The sequence below is a fragment of the Clostridium sp. CS1-1 genome, from assembly GCF_056135525.1.
In genome coordinates this window covers 3,863,780-3,878,382 of record NZ_CM148680.1, presented here as the reverse complement: position 1 = coordinate 3,878,382, position 14,603 = coordinate 3,863,780, and the positions used below count along the sequence as shown (strand labels likewise).

At 32.7% G+C, this 14,603-nt stretch carries 16 protein-coding genes; all 16 read left to right on the top strand.

What is annotated here, in order from left to right:
• The first annotated feature begins 122 nt into the window (after positions 1 to 122).
• The 16 genes from mraZ to AC0N0V_RS18205 all read left to right on the top strand — a co-directional run bounded on the left by mraZ (position 123) and on the right by AC0N0V_RS18205 (position 14,598).
• Positions 123 to 551 (top strand): division/cell wall cluster transcriptional repressor MraZ, encoded by a 429-nt coding sequence (gene mraZ, locus AC0N0V_RS18280; RefSeq protein WP_474460057.1) that lies wholly within the window; start codon positions 123 to 125, stop codon positions 549 to 551.
• A gap of 63 nt (positions 552 to 614) precedes the next feature.
• Positions 615 to 1,544 (top strand): 16S rRNA (cytosine(1402)-N(4))-methyltransferase RsmH, encoded by a 930-nt coding sequence (gene rsmH, locus AC0N0V_RS18275; protein WP_474460055.1) that lies wholly within the window; start codon positions 615 to 617, stop codon positions 1,542 to 1,544.
• An 18-nt stretch (positions 1,545 to 1,562) separates the two neighbouring features.
• Positions 1,563 to 2,063 carry a hypothetical protein gene (locus AC0N0V_RS18270; RefSeq protein WP_474460053.1) on the top strand — a complete coding sequence of 167 codons (501 nt, stop codon included), beginning with the start codon at positions 1,563 to 1,565 and terminating at the stop codon, positions 2,061 to 2,063.
• A 144-nt stretch (positions 2,064 to 2,207) separates the two neighbouring features.
• Complete coding sequence (locus AC0N0V_RS18265; RefSeq protein WP_474464585.1) at positions 2,208 to 4,352, top strand: stage V sporulation protein D; 2,145 nt, start codon at positions 2,208 to 2,210, stop codon at positions 4,350 to 4,352.
• A gap of 123 nt (positions 4,353 to 4,475) precedes the next feature.
• Positions 4,476 to 5,933 carry a UDP-N-acetylmuramoyl-L-alanyl-D-glutamate--2,6-diaminopimelate ligase gene (locus tag AC0N0V_RS18260; RefSeq protein ID WP_474460050.1) on the top strand — a complete coding sequence of 486 codons (1,458 nt, stop codon included), beginning with the start codon at positions 4,476 to 4,478 and terminating at the stop codon, positions 5,931 to 5,933.
• A gap of 6 nt (positions 5,934 to 5,939) precedes the next feature.
• A complete protein-coding gene (locus AC0N0V_RS18255) occupies positions 5,940 to 7,334 on the top strand; it encodes a UDP-N-acetylmuramoyl-tripeptide--D-alanyl-D-alanine ligase (protein ID WP_474460047.1) in 1,395 nt (464 codons plus the stop codon).
• Positions 7,335 to 7,375: 41 nt separating this feature from the next.
• Positions 7,376 to 8,329 carry a phospho-N-acetylmuramoyl-pentapeptide-transferase gene (gene mraY, locus AC0N0V_RS18250; protein ID WP_474460045.1) on the top strand — a complete coding sequence of 318 codons (954 nt, stop codon included), beginning with the start codon at positions 7,376 to 7,378 and terminating at the stop codon, positions 8,327 to 8,329.
• Positions 8,330 to 8,366: 37 nt separating this feature from the next.
• Positions 8,367 to 9,470: a stage V sporulation protein E gene (gene spoVE / locus AC0N0V_RS18245; RefSeq protein WP_474464584.1), complete on the top strand. Its 1,104-nt coding sequence runs from the start codon at positions 8,367 to 8,369 to the stop codon at positions 9,468 to 9,470.
• Positions 9,471 to 9,633: 163 nt separating this feature from the next.
• Entirely contained in the window at positions 9,634 to 10,401 is a 768-nt protein-coding gene (locus AC0N0V_RS18240) for a cell division protein FtsQ/DivIB (protein ID WP_474460042.1), read from the top strand.
• 22 nt (positions 10,402 to 10,423) lie between these two features.
• Positions 10,424 to 11,134: a DUF881 domain-containing protein gene (locus AC0N0V_RS18235; protein ID WP_474464582.1), complete on the top strand. Its 711-nt coding sequence runs from the start codon at positions 10,424 to 10,426 to the stop codon at positions 11,132 to 11,134.
• 28 nt (positions 11,135 to 11,162) lie between these two features.
• Positions 11,163 to 11,501 carry a small basic family protein gene (locus AC0N0V_RS18230; RefSeq protein ID WP_474460039.1) on the top strand — a complete coding sequence of 113 codons (339 nt, stop codon included), beginning with the start codon at positions 11,163 to 11,165 and terminating at the stop codon, positions 11,499 to 11,501.
• Positions 11,502 to 11,514: 13 nt separating this feature from the next.
• Complete coding sequence (locus AC0N0V_RS18225) at positions 11,515 to 12,231, top strand: DUF881 domain-containing protein (RefSeq protein WP_474460037.1); 717 nt, start codon at positions 11,515 to 11,517, stop codon at positions 12,229 to 12,231.
• 169 nt (positions 12,232 to 12,400) lie between these two features.
• Positions 12,401 to 13,066 (top strand): YggS family pyridoxal phosphate-dependent enzyme, encoded by a 666-nt coding sequence (locus AC0N0V_RS18220; protein ID WP_474460034.1) that lies wholly within the window; start codon positions 12,401 to 12,403, stop codon positions 13,064 to 13,066.
• Between the two features lie 12 nt (positions 13,067 to 13,078).
• Positions 13,079 to 13,537 (top strand): cell division protein SepF, encoded by a 459-nt coding sequence (locus tag AC0N0V_RS18215; RefSeq protein WP_474460031.1) that lies wholly within the window; start codon positions 13,079 to 13,081, stop codon positions 13,535 to 13,537.
• Between the two features lie 15 nt (positions 13,538 to 13,552).
• Complete coding sequence (locus tag AC0N0V_RS18210) at positions 13,553 to 13,819, top strand: YggT family protein (RefSeq protein WP_474460029.1); 267 nt, start codon at positions 13,553 to 13,555, stop codon at positions 13,817 to 13,819.
• An 8-nt stretch (positions 13,820 to 13,827) separates the two neighbouring features.
• Positions 13,828 to 14,598, top strand: a complete 771-nt coding sequence (locus AC0N0V_RS18205) for a YlmH family RNA-binding protein (RefSeq protein ID WP_474460027.1) — start codon at positions 13,828 to 13,830, stop codon at positions 14,596 to 14,598.
• Positions 14,599 to 14,603: the final 5 nt, after the last annotated feature.

Here is a 14,603-nt window from a genome sequence, read left to right as displayed (position 1 = left end):
CTTAAAAAAAAAATTAAAAAAGCTTTTTAAAAAGAGGAATTTTTATGATATTATAGAATATGTAGATTCAGTGGGTAAAAGTGGGGTAAAGTGGAGTGAAATAACAAAATTGGGGTGTAAATATGTTTATAGGGGAATATGAACATGCTTTAGACAGTAAAAACAGAATGATAGTTCCTTCTAAGTTTAGAGAAGAGCTAGGAAACAAGTTCATCCTCACTAAAGGCTTGGACGGTTGTCTATATGCTTATCCCCTAAGTGAATGGGCGATTTTAGAGGAAAAACTAAAAAAACTCCCTTTAACTAATAAAAATGCAAGGGCCTTTGCTAGATTCTTTTTCTCAGGTGCAAATGAGATGGAACTAGACAAACAGGCAAGAGCTTTAATTCCACAAAGTCTTTTAGAATATGGTGAGATAAAAAAGGAAATAGTAAGTATAGGTGTTTCTAATAGAGTTGAGATTTGGAGTAAAGAGAAATGGGAAGAATATAATAGTTCAAACATAGATTACGATGATATTGCGGAACAAATGAGTGAGCTTGGAATATAAGTCCATAGACAAACTAATATTATTTAAAAATAAAGCTTAATTGAAAAATGGAGGAAGTAAGAGATGGAGTTTAAACATGTATCAGTTTTATTAAATGAATGTATAGAAGCTTTGAATATAAAGGAAGATGGAATATACGTTGACTGTACTTTAGGTGGTGGAGGACATTCTTACGAAATTGCTAAGAGGTTATCTTCTAAAGGAAGGTTAATAGGGATAGACCAAGATACTACTGCTTTGACTGCGGCTAAGGAGAGATTAAAGGAATTTAGTAATGTTACATATGTACATAATAATTTTTATAATATAGATTCCATATTAACTGAGTTAGATATAGAAAAAGTTGATGGAATACTTATGGACCTAGGAGTATCCTCATATCAATTGGATACAGCTGAGAGAGGCTTTAGTTATATGAAGGATGCACCACTTGATATGAGAATGAATAGAGATGATGATATTTCAGCCTATGATGTTATAAATAATTATAGTGAAGAACAGCTTTTTAAAATAATAAAAGACTACGGTGAGGATAGATTTGCTAAAAGAATTGCTAAATTCATTGTGGAAAGAAGACAGAAGGAAAATATAAAGACTACAGGAGAGTTAGTAGACATAACAAGAGCAGCGATACCGGCAAAGTTTCAAAAAGAAGGCCATCCTGCTAAAAGGACTTTTCAAGCTATAAGAATAGAAGTAAATAAAGAACTTGAAATACTAGATAGGGCTGTAGAGGATAGTATAAATCATTTAAGTGATGAGGGTAGAATTGCGATTATAACTTTCCACTCCTTAGAAGATAGAAAAATAAAGGTTAAATTTAAAGAATTAGAAAATCCATGTACCTGTCCCTCGGATTTTCCAATTTGTATATGTGAAAAGAAATCTTTAATAAAAGTAATAAGTAGAAAACCAATAGAACCAAGTAAAGAGGAAATAGAGATAAACTCAAGGAGTAGAAGTGCAAAGCTTAGAGTAGCTGAAAGAATTTAGTTCTAAAATTTGTGTGGGGTGAATAAAGTGATAGTGGTAAATGAAGATAACCTTATAAGTGGGAATACGGTACTAAAGCCTAAATACAGTCCATATAGAAACAATGAAAAGGATAGGGAAGAAGAAAGAAATAGAAAAGCAAGAAAAAGACAAAGGAATGGGAGACTAAAGGGTAAGGTTAAAATTATAAGAAATATTGCTTTAACTTTTATTGTAGGATTGGTACTTGTAGGTAGATATTCAATTATTTACAACATGCAAAAGGAATTAAATTCTATTAAATCAAATATAAATACTATTAATAGGGAAAATGAAAATTTAAAAGTAGAACTTGTGAAGTTTAATAATATTCAATTTATAGAAGACACAGCAATAAATAAACTTCACATGGTACGACCAGATAAAAGCTTGGCGATATATACGGATTTAGATAAAGAGATAGTACAATCAACAGAAAAGAAGAAGGAAACTGAGGAACAACAAAATATCTGGAATAAGCTTAAAAAGATATTGTTTTAAGTTAAGTGCTGAATATACACTAGGATAAAATATGAAATGAACTACAATTAATTATTTCGATTTAGTTATTGATAGCAATGTTTAACGGAGGTAAATAGTTTGGCTAAAAAAGAATACAGGGATAAAGTTATCATTAGAAAAAGAATGGTAGTTGTTTTCAGTTTTCTTTTCGTGTTGTTCACATTGTTAGTTGGCAGAATGTTATACATAATGGTATATCAATCACATAAACTCAAATCTCTTGCAATCGACCAATGGACAAGCGAAGTAAAGATTTCAGCTAAAAGAGGAAGAATCCTTGATAGAAATGGACATGAACTAGCTGTAAGTGCAAATGTATATAGAGTAGATTTAGATATGAATACTCTAAAAGATACCATGAAGGAGAAAAACCTAACCCAAGCTGAGGTAGCTAGTAAGCTTTCGGGGGCTTTAGCTATGGATAATGCAGAGGTATCAAAAATACTTGGAAAGACACTTCCTGGTGGACTTCCAATTGGTTCAGCTACATTAAAAAGAAGAATTGAAAAAGATGAAGCAGATAAGGTTAGAAACTTAAATTTAAGGGGGGTTTTAGTATCGGCAGATACTAAAAGATACTATCCAAATAACAATTTCTTAGCTCATGTACTTGGACATACTAACTCGGATGGAAATGGTCTTACAGGAGTTGAGCTCACATACAATTCAGAGTTATCTGGTACTCCAGGGGTCAGAATTGCAGAAACTGATAGAAAAAGTAAAGAACTGCCATATACTATATCAGAGTATACAAAACCAGTTGATGGTAAGGATATAATTCTAACAGTAGATGAGATGATTCAACATTTTGCTGAAAAGGCAGCAGATCAAGCTATGAAAGATAATAAGGCCAGTGCAGTCAGTATCATTGTAATGGATCCAAAGACTGGAGAGGTTCTTGGTATGGCTAATAAACCAGACTATAATCCTAATGATCCTTGGGTAAAGGATAAATCTTTTGATGAACTTCAAAAGGTGTGGAGAAACAGAGCAGTCAGTGATACTTATGAACCAGGGTCTATATTTAAGGTTATAACAGCTTCATCAGCGCTTGAAGAAAATGTAGTAAGTGATAGTGATAAGTATACATGTACAGGAAGTTTTACAGTAGGTAAGAAAATAATACACTGTTGGAAAACATCTGGACATGGTGAACAAACTTTTGTGGACATACTTAAAAATTCCTGCAATCCTGGATTTGCAGCTGTCGGAAAAAAAGTAGGAAAAGAAAATTTGTATAAATATGAACAAAAGTTTGGCTTGGGACAAAAAACAGGGATAGATTTACCGGGAGAAGCTAATGGAATTATTAAAAAGCCAGAAAATATTAGTGAAATAGATTTAGCTACAATATCCTTTGGTCAAACTAACACTGTTTCAGCTATCCAATACCTTACAGCATTTAATGCTGTAGCTAATAGTGGAACTTTGATAAAACCTCATGTAATGAAAGAAATAGCGCATTATGATGAAGAGAATAACGTTGAAATAACTGATAAAAAGTTTGACGCATCAGAAAATAATAGTAAAAAAATACTAAATTCGGATAAAATGACTCAACTTAGAGGATATTTAGAGAGAGTTATTTCTGAAGGTGGCGGAAAGAAAGCATTTATAGAAGGCTATCACATAGCTGGGAAAACAGGAACTGCACAGAAAGCAGGTCCTGGTGGGTATCAACCAGGTAAATATATAGCATCATTTGCAGGTATGGCGCCAGCAAACGACCCAAGAGTAACTGTATTCGTGTCTATAGACGAACCAGACCCATCTAATTATTATGCTGGACAAATAGCAGCACCAGTAGCACAACAGATATTTAATGATATATTTAACTATCTAGCTATGAAGAGTGATGCTAGTAGCGAAGAAATTGCTAAAAGCATGCTAAAAGACGTAGTTATACCAGATGTAAGAGGAATGAAAAAGTCGGATGCTCAAAAAGCATTAAAAGAAGCACATCTAGATGTGGATACAGATGAAAATGGCGAATATATTACAGATATGAACCCTAAACCAGGCTATACTGTTAAGGAAGGTACCAAAGTTATCCTTTACACAGGAAACACACCAAACTATAATAAAGTAGTAATAGTTCCAGATGTTACAGGGCTAAGTCCTGAGAGAGCTGTATCAGTATTTAATAGTGTAGGCTTGAGGGCTGATTTCCATGAGAATGGAATGGTATCAGGCCAAAGCATTGAACCGGGACGGGAAGTGCAAAAGGGCACACTTATAAATCTTGAGACAGAGCCACTAGGGGATTAGAGAAATTATTAGGCATGCAGTACAGATAGGTGAATTCTATGTGACTGCATGCTAATGCTATGTTTAAGTTAAGTGATTTGTGTAAAGAATTTAAGGAGAATGTAATTATAAGGGGTTGATGTTGTGAAATTAATAGAGATTTTAGAAGGCATAGATTACGAAGTGATTAAAGGCTCTGAAGATTTAAAGATTGGAGACATACAGTATGATTCAAGAGCTGTAAAAAATGGAGACTTATTTGTATGTATTGAAGGTTATGCTACAGATGGACATAAATATATAGATAATGCTTACAAAAGTGGAGCCACTGCAATTATTGTTGGTAAGGATGTTGAAAACCTTCCTGATTGCACTGTTATAAAGGTTTCTGATAGTAGGAAGGCTTTGGCTTTAGCTGGTGCTAATTACTATGGACATCCTGCAGATAAATTAAAGGTTATAGGGGTCACTGGGACTAATGGAAAAACTACTTCTACCTTTATGATGAAATCAATTTTAGAAGCAGCAGGATATAAGGTTGGCATTATTGGAACTATAGCAAACTATATTGGAGACAAAAAGCTTCACACTGAGAGAACTACGCCTGAATCTTTAGAGTTACAAAAACTATTTAAAGATATGTTAGATAGTGGAGTTGAATACTGTGTAATGGAAGTTTCTTCCCATTCTTTATATTTAGATAGAGTTTATGGTGTGAAGTTTTCCCAGGCAATATTCACAAACTTAACTAGAGATCATTTGGATTTCCATAAGACTTTTGAAAATTACTATGATGCAAAGCTTATTCTGTTTAAAAATGCTTTAAATTCAATTATTAACATAGATGATGAGTATGGAGAAAGAGTATGCAATGATGTCGAAGGTAATAAGAATACTTACTCGATAGACAAAACATCTAATATTCATGCAAGTGATATTTGTATGCATTCAAGAGGTGTGGAGTTTAATGTAACATATGAAAATGAAGTTCAGCATATAAATCTAAATATACCTGGAAAATACAATGTAATGAATGCTCTTGGTAGTATAGGGGCGTGTTTAGGAGAAGGAATATCGCTAAAGACAATAAAAAGAGGCCTAGAGGACATGCTTTGTGTGCCAGGTAGATGTGAAATAGTAACTAAGGATTATAATTTAGGATATGAAGTTATAGTTGATTATGCACATACTCCTGATGGGCTAGAAAACATATTAAAAACAGCTAGGGAGTTCACAAAAGGAAAGCTTATAAGTGTGTTTGGATGTGGAGGGGACAGAGATAATACTAAAAGGCCTATTATGGGGAAAATAGGTACAGATTTAAGTGATTTGGCAGTAATTACTTCAGACAATCCAAGAACGGAAGATCCTGTGTCTATAATAAAAGAGGTAGTAGCAGGAATAGATAAGGATAACTATATTGTAGTAGAAAACAGAAGAGAAGCTATAAAAAAAGCCATGGAGATGGCTGGTAAAGATGATGTCATAGTAGTGGCTGGAAAAGGTCATGAAGATTATCAGATATTAAAGGATAAAACAATACATTTTGATGAAAGAGAAGTTATTGCAGAAATCGTTGAAGAGCTGAAGGAAAGGAGATGATTAAGCGTGGAGCAGATGACCTTTGATGAAATAGTAAACGCAGTACAAGGAGAAATCATTTTAAAGGGTGACTACAATGGTTTTACTGAAGTAAATACAGACACAAGAAAGATAGAAAGTGGTAATATTTTCATTGCACTTAAAGGGGAAAAGTTTAATGCAAATGAATATATAAAGGAAGCTAGTGATAAGGGCGCTGTCATTTGCATAGTGGACGAGATTAAATATAAGGATGAAGATATACAAAAATATACAACAGTTATTAAAGTTAAAGATACCGGAAAAGCATTGCTAGACTTAGCGGGGTTCTATAGAAGCAAGTTAGACATAAAAGTAGTTGGCATTACTGGATCTGCAGGAAAAACCTCTACTAAGGACTTAGTAGCATCAGCTTTAAGCTCTAACTATAAGGTTTTTAAAACTCAAGGGAATTTTAATAATCAAGTAGGGCTGCCTCTAATGATATTTAAGCTTGATCGCAGCTATGATATTGCAGTTTTAGAGATGGGGATGAACAGTTTGGGTGAAATTAGTTCAATGGCAAAAGCAGCAAGGCCAGACATTGCTTTAATTACAAATGTTGGAACAGCCCATATAGGTATGCTTGGAAGTAGAGAAAATATACTGAAAGCAAAGCTTGAAATCACTGATTTTTTTGATGATAAAAACACCCTTATTATAAACGGGGATAATGATTTGCTATCAACAGTTAAAAGTGGGAGATTTAAAATAGCTCAAGTATGCATAGATGGTGATGCAGAGTTTATAGGAGAGAATATAGATCTTGGAGAGGATTATGTGGAATTTTCTGTAAGGGAGAAAAATGTAGAGACTGCGGAAAGGTTTCATGTGGATGTTCCAGGTAAACACACTGTATCAAATACACTATTAGCAATAGCTTGTGGAAGATTACTAAATATGAAGTATGAGGAAATAAGACAAGGTTTAAAGAAGCTACAAACCACTGCAAACAGAATGGAAATAACTAAAGGTAAGAAGTTTAATATAATAAATGATTGCTATAACGCCAACTCAGAAGCTATGAAGGTGGCTATAGAGGTACTTGAAAACTTTAACTCCAACAGAAAAATTGCAGTGTTAGGAACTATGGGAGAACTTGGCGATAAGGCTTATGAAACTCATAAGACAGTAGGTGAATATGCAGCGCAAAGTGGGGTGGATTTGCTAATAACTCTTGGAGAGTTCAGTGACGCTTATAAAGAAGGATTCTGCTTAGCAAGTACTTGTACTCAAAAGCACATAGCTTTTAATGATTATGATAAGGCGGTAAAATATCTGGTGAGTGAATATCTTCAAGGAGGAGATACAGTACTTGTAAAGGCATCAAGATCTGCAAAATTTGAAACTATTGTAGAAAAACTAAAGAAGAGTAACTCATAGAAGGAGGTGAAGACGCTCTGTATTAAGAGCGAGAATATAAAATGGATAGACTTATTTATTCGGTATTGGTTGGATTTTTTATATCAATTTTAGCAGGACCCGTTATAATTCCACTATTACATAAGTTAAAGTTTGGGCAAAGTATAAGAGAAGAAGGGCCAAAGAGTCATCAAAAAAAGGCAGGTACACCCACAATGGGAGGAATAATATTTATAGTTTCTTCCTTTATAACTATGGCAATTATGATAAGAAAACCTGGCGATGAGGCTATGGTAGCCTTATATGCTTTTATAGCATTTGGAGTGATTGGTGCGCTAGATGATGGATTGAAAATTATTCGCAAGAAAAATCTTGGACTAAGAGCTTATCAAAAAATGTTATTGCTGCTCATTGTATCAGGAAGTTTTGCCTACTATGCAGCAAATAATCCTAATATAGGTACATCTATAATAATACCATTTGCACATAAAACTATAAATTTGGGTGTATTCTATATTCCATTCATTATAATTTATTTTGCTGCTACAACTAATGCAGTTAATTTAACAGATGGGCTTGATGGACTTGCAACTTCTGTTACTTTGCTAGTTATGACTTTCTTTTCATTGGTGAGTTATGCTACAGGACATTATACTTTAACAATATTTTGTGCAGTAGTGGCTGGAGCACTATTAGGATTTTTAAGATATAATGCATTTCCTGCACAGATATTTATGGGTGATACGGGATCACTAGCACTTGGTGGGGCAATAGCAGCTGTAGCGATGATACTAAAATTTCCATTATTGGTTATAATAGTAGGTGGTATATATGTGGCGGAGACATTATCTGTAATACTTCAAGTAGCATCTTTTAAACTTACAGGAAAAAGAATCTTTAAAATGAGTCCGTTACATCATCATTTTGAGCTATCAGGCTGGCATGAGACAAAGGTTGTTTCGATTTTCTGCATTGTTACAGTTGTATTGTGCTTATTGGCATTTTTGTCGCTTTAATGGCTTGATAGGAGTAATCAGGTAGGAGGATGTAATGATGAAGAAGCCTGGCAATAATATGGGACCTATAGATTTTGTATTATTTTCAACTATAATGCTTTTAGTAGCTATCGGTGTAGTTATGGTTTATAGTGCTAGTTCTTATAGTGCATTTTTTAATCCAGAAATACATGATAGTATGTTCTTCTTGAAGAAGCAAGGTTTATGGGCTTTGATAGGAATATTTTTTATGTTTCTAGCTATAAAAATTGATTATCATAAGATAAGGAAGTATACTAAAATACTAATGATTATGACAGTAGTATTTTTAGCAGCAGTATTTGCATTTCCAGCAGTAAATGGTGCTAGAAGATGGATAAGGCTTGGACCTGCTTCGTTTCAGCCTTCAGATATGGCTAAATATATAGTAGTTTTATATATGGCTAAGAGTATTGAAATAAAAGGTGAAAAAATTAAAAGCTTGGTTTATGGAGTCATACCTTATCTTCTAGTTTCTGGTTTCTATGCAGGAATGGTGCTGGCAGAAAAAAACTTAAGTATAGCAACAGTAATAATGGCTGTTACTCTTATAGTACTTTATGTAGCTGGAGCAAGAACTTCTCATATGCTTGGTTTAATTGGATTAGTGGGGCTAGCAGGAGTAGCAGGTATAATACTTGAACCATACAGAATGACAAGATTCACTAGTTTCTTAAATCCTTGGGCAGATCCAAAGGGTGCGGGATATCAATTGATTCAATCTTTATTGGCTCTAGGATCAGGTGGAATATGGGGTATGGGACTCGGTAGATCAAGGCAAAAAGCTTACTACATACCAGAACCACATAATGATTTCATATTCTCAATAATTGGTGAAGAATTAGGCCTTATAGGATGCACAATAATTGTTTTACTATTTGTTATATTTATATGGAGGGGAATTGTTACAGCGATAAGAGCAAAGGATACTTACGGAACTCTTTTAGCTTCAGGAATTACATCAGTTATAGCAATTCAAGCAATTATTAATATTGCTGTTGTTACAGGATCAATGCCGGTAACAGGAGTACCTCTGCCTTTCATAAGCTATGGGGGGTCAGCTATGGTATTTAACTTAGTCGCCATGGGGGTTCTCTTAAATATATCAAGACAAAAAGAATAAGTGTAAAAACAATAGCATTGCGTTCAGCAATGCTATTATTTTTGGAAAAATTCTGATTGACTAAAAAGATTTAAAAATTTAATTTATAATTTAATGAAATTAATTTTACTAAGTGTTATTATATATATATCTTACATAGTTAACTAAGGTGGGTTGGTGGAATATGGGTCAAATTATAAACAAAACCGATAATGAATTAATAATAAAAAGAAGAAAAAAGGTTAGGCTGAAAAAAACAATTATGTTATTTCTACTGATGATGTCACTGTTTGTTATTCTTTGCTTAAAGCTTCCTTACTTTAATGTGAAAAATATTGTAATAGTTGGGGATAAAAATATTCCGCAAAGAGAAATTACTTTACTTTCAGGCATTAGCACAGGAAATAATATATTTTATATTGATTTGAAAAATAGTAAGAATAATATTTTAAGTAACCCTTATATAGCCAGTGTCGAGATAAAACAGAAACTTCCTTCTACCATACAAATAACTGTAAAAGAAAGAGAAGCTGTGTTTTATAATGAAAAAGATAAGAAATATTTTGTAGTAGATAAAAGTGGAATATTGCTTCAACAAAGAGATGACATAAAGGGCATGAAGCTGACGAAATTAGATGGTATTGATTACGGAACTGCAGAAGTTGGTAAGTTACCAGAAGATAACGATAAGAGAAAAATCGATGCAGTAAAATCCCTGGGTGAACTAATGCAAAACAATAAAATATCAAATATAACATCAGTTGATTTAAGCAATTCTATAGATATTAAATTATATAGTGATAATATTTTAATAAAGCTTGGAAACGCGAGTGGATTTGACAAAAAAGTAAACAAGGCCTTAAATATACTTGCAAGAAAAGAATTTAAAGGAGCTAAAGGATACATTGATGTAAGTTTTGATGGAAATCCTGTGTTTTTCATAGAAAATTAGGAGGATATATTAAATGAGTAAGATGGGTAAAGTTAAAGCTCAAGTTAGTATAGCGATAGTATGTGGAATACTTGGTTTTATGCTGGCATATCAGTTTAAAGTACTTATGAAACAAGATAAAACCTTAAATCTTAACAATAAAAATAGTACAGATGTTACTGTTGAAATTGAACAATATAAGAAACAAAAGCAACAACTAGAAGAAAAAGTAGATGATTTACAGAATCAGGTAAAAGACTACGAAAAAGCAGCAGCTGGGAAAAGTGATACTACAAAAAATTTACTAAAAGAGTTAGATGAAACTAGATTGCTTACAGGTGTCACTGATGTGAAGGGACAAGGTATAGTTATATATCTTACACCAGATAGTAAGATTTTTGGTAATACGGAAGATCACATTACAGATAAGCATCTTGTGTACTTAGTAAACGAATTGAGATTTGCGGGTGCTGAAGCTATATCAATAAACGATATAAGAGTAGTTTCTAGAACAGGTATAAGAAATGCTGGGAATTATATTCTTATAAATGATGAAAAAATTTCTCCTTCAAGAAGAATTGTAATACAAGCAATAGGAGATAAGAACTTGCTATATAGCGCCATGAGTTTTCCGGAAGTGTTTTCAGATTTTAAGGCTCTAACTGACGTTAAGTTTGAGAAGTCTGATAGCATTACTATGAAAAAATATAATAAGACATATAAATTTGAGTATGCAAAACCAGTTAAGGAATAAAGTTTAAAATAAAGGGGTGTTAGGTCGTATGGTCGGTTTTTTTGGACTTATAATAGGTGTTATAATAGGTATTGTTTGGAATATTAATATTCCTGAAAAGTTTTCTCCGTACATGTCCGTAGCGATACTCGCTTGCTTAGATTCAGTTTTCGGTGCTATCAAGGGAAGTCTTTCTAAGAACTTTCAGCCAGATATCTTTATATCAGGTTTTTTTGGAAATGCAGTACTTGCAGCAGGGCTTGCATATCTAGGGGATAAGTTAGGTGTACCTATATATCTCGCAGCGGTAATTGTATTTGGAGGAAGAGTTTTTGATAACTTTGCAGTTATAAGAAGAGTATTAATTGAAAAAGCAAGATCTCGTTAATGAGGTGAATTAGATGAAAAATAATGAGGCTAACACTTTTGTATTCATAGCTTCTATAATTATTGGAATACTAATATCGATGAATATCAGCTTTACAAGAGACTCGGGGACAGTATTCCTGAGTGCAAAACAATATCAAGACGCATATAATTACAAAAATAAATTATTTAATGATATAACAGGACTTATAGAACAATATGACAAGTATTATATAAAGCTTGAGAAATATAAAAGTAATGAGAAAAGTGAAGATCAGGTCACTGGTGCAATAACAGAGGAATTAGAGGAGAATAAAATTGTACTTGGGAAGGTTCCAGTGGAAGGTGAAGGAATTATAATAAATTTGAACGATGCAACTAATGAAGATATTGAGAATTCTTTTGATTATGAGCTTAGGCTTGTGCATAACACTGATATAATACAAGTAATCAATGATTTAAGAAATGCTGGAGCAGAAGCAATTTCAATAAATGGTCAAAGAATAATTGGGAGTACTGAGATTTACTGTAGTGGTCCATTTTTAAGAGTTAACGGAGTGAAAATAGCAGCAACATTCACCATTCAAGCTATTGGAAATAATGAAGTGTTATATAATTATATGATGTCAAATGAAAATTACTTAAAAACACTAATGACAAGAAAAATTAGAGTAGAGGTAGAGAAATCAGATGAGATTAAGATAGCTGCATACACTGGTGATCAAAAGAAAGAGTTCATTGAGGTAAAATGATGAAAAAATTACATTTTACCCCAATATAACCCCTATATATATTTAAATTAATTAAAAAAATAATTAATTTTTGAAGGAATTTTTATTTTTATGAAGAATAGTATTAATAGTAGATGGTAAATTGGGAAAATGGAAATTTACTATTTAGCGCTAAAAGGAGACGATAAAGTTGTCAATAAAAGAAAACATTAATATTATTAGAAAAACTATACCAGAAAATGTTACTTTGATAGCAGTTTCCAAAACTAGGCCTGTTGCAGATTTAGAAGAAGCATATAATACTGGCGTTAGAGATTTTGGTGAAAATAAAGTTCAGGAGCTCATAGATAAATATGATAAACTTCCTAGTGATATCAGATGGCATTTAATAGGACACTTACAGCGAAATAAGGTTAAGTATATAGTTGGTAAGGTTCATCTTATTCACTCTTTGGATAGTGTAAGGCTCCTTGAGGAATTGGAAAGACATTATAAATCCCAGGACTTAGTAGCTCAAGTTTTGATTCAGATAAACATAGGAAGAGAGAAGAGTAAAACTGGAATTTATTTTGAGGATTTAGAGGAATTATTACAAGCATGCGAAAAGTGTAATAATGTAAGAGTAAAGGGCCTAATGACAATTATTCCTCGAGAAGATGATCTGAGTTGTCGAGATTATTTTAAACAATTTAAGAATGTATTTGATGATTTAAGAGAAAGAAAGTTTACTAATATTAGTATGGAAATTTTATCTATGGGAATGACTGGTGATTATAAAATTGCAATTGAAGTTGGTTCTACCATGGTAAGGGTAGGAGAAGGTATATTTGGTAAAAGAAATTATAATAATAAGTAGGAGGTAAATACAATGGCAGGTAAAGTTATCAATAAGATGATGGGATTTTTAGGACTAGAAGATGATCTTGAAGAAGAACTAGAAGAAGAAAGAGAAGAGAAAAAAGCAGTAAACGATATAAGTGAAGTAGAGCCGTTTGTATCAAATTCTAAGAGACAAAATAAAATTGTAAGTATACATAATAACATTTCGGCAAAAGTCAAAATAGTTAAGCCTACTACATACGAAGAAGCAGCCGATATTTGTGATGAATTAAAGAGTAGGAAAATTGTGGTTATTAATACTACGGGATTAGAATCAAGAACTGCACAAAGGCTCTTAGATTTTATGGGAGGTGCAAGCTATGCATTAGGTGGCGATTTAGAAGAGGTTGAAAGAGGTATATATATATTATCGCCAGCTACTGTCGAAGTAAGTAATGACTTAAAGAGTGAATTGTCAGGTAAGGGGATTTTTAGTTGGAATAAATAACAGTGGAGGTTAATAATGATAAATAGTACTTTAGCAGTTGCAGTATCCTTACTGTTTAGATTTCTTGAAGGTGCCATATTACTAGAAGTTGTTCTCTCTTGGATTATGCCTGGAAGGAGTAATGCATTTAGGGATCTTTTAAGAATATTTACAGATCCTTTCATGATACCAGGGAGAAAAATTCAAGAGAAACTTATGCCAAATTTTATGATTGATTTTTCACCTATTATAGCTTTATTTATCTTAGATTTATTACAGAGGATTGTTTACAGTATTTTGTGATGAGAACAATGGATAAAAAAAGTTTTTTAGGTAAGATTAACTTTATAGATGGCAGTATTGCTTCTAGTATATATGATAAGCTAGTTTTAGCAGAAAAAACTAGCAAGACGATTTACAGCGGAGAATTTCATACACCTAATATATGGAAAACAATAGAGAATATTTCAGGAGAATTAGGTATTGGAGTCTATGTTTATGGAATATTTGCAGATGCAGAAAGAAGGATGATTGCATTTTCTCAAGATGAGGTATGGCAATATCCAGTTAATCTTATTAAAATTACATATAATTCAAAGTTTACTAAGCTTCAACACAAGGATTATTTAGGAGCAGTTATGTCACTTGGAATAAAAAGAGAAAAGTTTGGAGATTTGATCTTAAAGAATGACGAATGTTATTTGGCTGTACAGGAAGAGATAAGTAATTATATACAAATGAATTTAACTAGTATAGGAAGATATTCGTGTACTGTAGACGTTTTAGATACAAGCACTGCAGAGACTCCTGTATATGACTTTCAAAGTATAGTTGTAAATGTTTCCTCCTTAAGAATTGATTGCATTGTCGGTGCTTTGTGCAATATATCAAGAAGTAAGGCTGAAGAATTAATTAAGCATGGGAAGGTACTTGTAGATTATTCCGAGGCTTTAAAAAAGGATAAAACTTTAAGTGGAGATTGTATAGTAACCATAAGAGGATATGGTAAATTTAAAATAGTAGAAGAAGCTGGATTGACAGGAAGGGGAAGAGCAAAAATTCTTGTTAAAAAATTTATTTAATTTGG

Excerpts from the sequence above, each read along its gene's own strand:
- mraY (WP_474460045.1), top strand. The coding sequence starts at position 7,376 with ATGGATAGACTTATTTATTCGGTATTGGTTGGATTTTTTATATCAATT.
- mraZ (WP_474460057.1), top strand. The coding sequence starts at position 123 with ATGTTTATAGGGGAATATGAACATGCTTTAGACAGTAAAAACAGAATG.
- AC0N0V_RS18215 (WP_474460031.1), top strand. The coding sequence starts at position 13,079 with ATGGCAGGTAAAGTTATCAATAAGATGATGGGATTTTTAGGACTAGAA.
- AC0N0V_RS18240 (WP_474460042.1), top strand. The coding sequence starts at position 9,634 with ATGGGTCAAATTATAAACAAAACCGATAATGAATTAATAATAAAAAGA.
- AC0N0V_RS18205 (WP_474460027.1), top strand. The coding sequence starts at position 13,828 with ATGGATAAAAAAAGTTTTTTAGGTAAGATTAACTTTATAGATGGCAGT.
- rsmH (WP_474460055.1), top strand. The coding sequence starts at position 615 with ATGGAGTTTAAACATGTATCAGTTTTATTAAATGAATGTATAGAAGCT.
- AC0N0V_RS18235 (WP_474464582.1), top strand. The coding sequence starts at position 10,424 with ATGGGTAAAGTTAAAGCTCAAGTTAGTATAGCGATAGTATGTGGAATA.
- spoVE (WP_474464584.1), top strand. The coding sequence starts at position 8,367 with ATGAAGAAGCCTGGCAATAATATGGGACCTATAGATTTTGTATTATTT.
- AC0N0V_RS18225 (WP_474460037.1), top strand. The coding sequence starts at position 11,515 with ATGAAAAATAATGAGGCTAACACTTTTGTATTCATAGCTTCTATAATT.
- AC0N0V_RS18210 (WP_474460029.1), top strand. The coding sequence starts at position 13,553 with ATGATAAATAGTACTTTAGCAGTTGCAGTATCCTTACTGTTTAGATTT.
- AC0N0V_RS18265 (WP_474464585.1), top strand. The coding sequence starts at position 2,208 with ATGGTAGTTGTTTTCAGTTTTCTTTTCGTGTTGTTCACATTGTTAGTT.
- AC0N0V_RS18230 (WP_474460039.1), top strand. The coding sequence starts at position 11,163 with ATGGTCGGTTTTTTTGGACTTATAATAGGTGTTATAATAGGTATTGTT.